The sequence below is a fragment of the Globicatella sanguinis NBRC 15551 genome (assembly GCF_001552295.1).
GTDB lineage: Bacteria > Bacillota > Bacilli > Lactobacillales > Aerococcaceae > Globicatella > Globicatella sanguinis.
Window position 1 is genome coordinate 1 of sequence record NZ_BCQX01000194.1, and the last position, 1,759, is coordinate 1,759.

2 protein-coding genes are annotated in these 1,759 nt (G+C 35.5%); both read right to left on the reverse strand.

The window, feature by feature from the left end:
* Positions 1 to 116: 116 nt before the first annotated feature.
* Positions 117 to 857 (reverse strand): NAD-dependent protein deacylase, encoded by a 741-nt coding sequence (locus GSA01S_RS10025; protein WP_066127209.1) that lies wholly within the window; start codon positions 855 to 857, stop codon positions 117 to 119.
* 254 nt (positions 858 to 1,111) lie between these two features.
* Positions 1,112 to 1,612 carry a redoxin domain-containing protein gene (locus tag GSA01S_RS10030; RefSeq protein WP_066127212.1) on the reverse strand — a complete coding sequence of 167 codons (501 nt, stop codon included), beginning with the start codon at positions 1,610 to 1,612 and terminating at the stop codon, positions 1,112 to 1,114.
* Positions 1,613 to 1,759 lie beyond the last annotated feature (147 nt).

Sequence of the window (1,759 nt, forward strand, 5' to 3'; positions counted from 1 at the left end):
TACACGTTAAAGCTTTTATCATAACGCATTACCAAGTGGCGCTTATTTTGACAACGGTATGCTTGAAGCTGCATTATCCTTATGGAATCAAAAAGCAACCTAACCATCATTTGCTATTAAGCATCCATCTCCATAACTTCGCTGAAAATAGCTCCCATCTCTTCTTGAATGGTTAACACATCCGAACGATACAGTGGGACGGCTGTTTTATTAATAACTACAATTTTACGTCCATTGAAATAGTTTACCAAACCAGCTGCCGGATAGACCACCAATGAAGTACCGGCAATAATCATTAAATCAGCTTGATGAATCTTATGAACCGCATCATTCATTACTTGTTGATCTAATGGTTCTTCATATAATACAACATCTGGCTTCACCATCCCATGACAACTCTCACATCTTGGAATCCCATCTTTATCCAGGACTAACTCCTCTAAATGATAGTAGCGATGACATTCCATACAATAATTACGTGCCACACTGCCATGTAATTCGTATACCTCTTTACTGCCCGCTTTTTGATGCAATCCATCAATATTTTGAGTGACGACTGCCACCTCTTTCCCTTTTGTTTCTAACCATCTTGCAAAATGATGGGCAACATTAGGTTTTGCTTCACGATAGACTAATTTATCAAAATAAAATTCAAAAAATATTTTTGGATATTGATTAAAGAAAGAACGAGAAATGATTTGTTCAGGAGAAAATTGATACCCCTGCTCTTCTACATAAAGGCCTTGTGCTGATCGAAAATCGGGAATGCCGCTATTGGTTGATACTCCTGCTCCACTAAAAAATACAATACGCTGACTTTCTTCTATTAACTGTTTAAACTCGGTTAAATCTGCCAACCTACCCACCCTTTCATAATTATTAAAAAGAACTGGGCAGAAATGCGATTACCCTCATTTCTTTCCAGTCACTTAACTTGATAGAATAACACAGCATTCAAATAGCATCAAACAGTCAATACTCAATCATGTTTAAGCGCTATTCAAACGATGCAATGAGGCATAAGAAGAAAAAATCCGATTGATTTCTACTTCTTAACCACACTATTGTCTATCTTTATTCAACTATACCAAAAATAGTTAATGTTTATGGCTTATTTTAAAGCATTTTTTGCAACTTGTAATGGTTGCTTATAAGTAGGTTCTTCCGTTAATTCTTCAACAATTTCACGATATTGAATAACACCATTTTGATCGATAACATATACTGTACGTGCTAATAAATCATTGCCATCTAAATTAATGTCTAATCCATACACACGACCGAATTCACCTGCTTCATCAGTTAAGGTATCAACATCTAACTCATTTTCTTGATTCCAAGTATTAAATTCTTGTGGTGTATTGCGTGAAACCGTTAAATATTGAATGTCACCTGATTTTGTTTCATCAGATAAACGTTTGGTTTGTAACTCACAAGTGCGAGTTAAAATATTAGGAATCACACTTAAAATAGTCACTTTGTCCGCTAATAAATCTTTCAGTTGGACTGTTTCACCTTTTCGATTAACCAAAGTCGCATTAGGTGCTAAATCACCCACTTCAACTTGTTTACCTTCAATTACTAATGGTTCTCCGTTCACTTTAATTTCCATGTTGTGTACCTTCTTTCTTTGTTGTTAATTTAATTATACAAAAAACAACCGCCATTACACAAAGGAAGTGCTTGCGGTTGTTGTATTGAATTTATATCCAAAATCGAAAAGTGATCTGTCACCGGCCGAATAGGGAGTGGGCAAGAA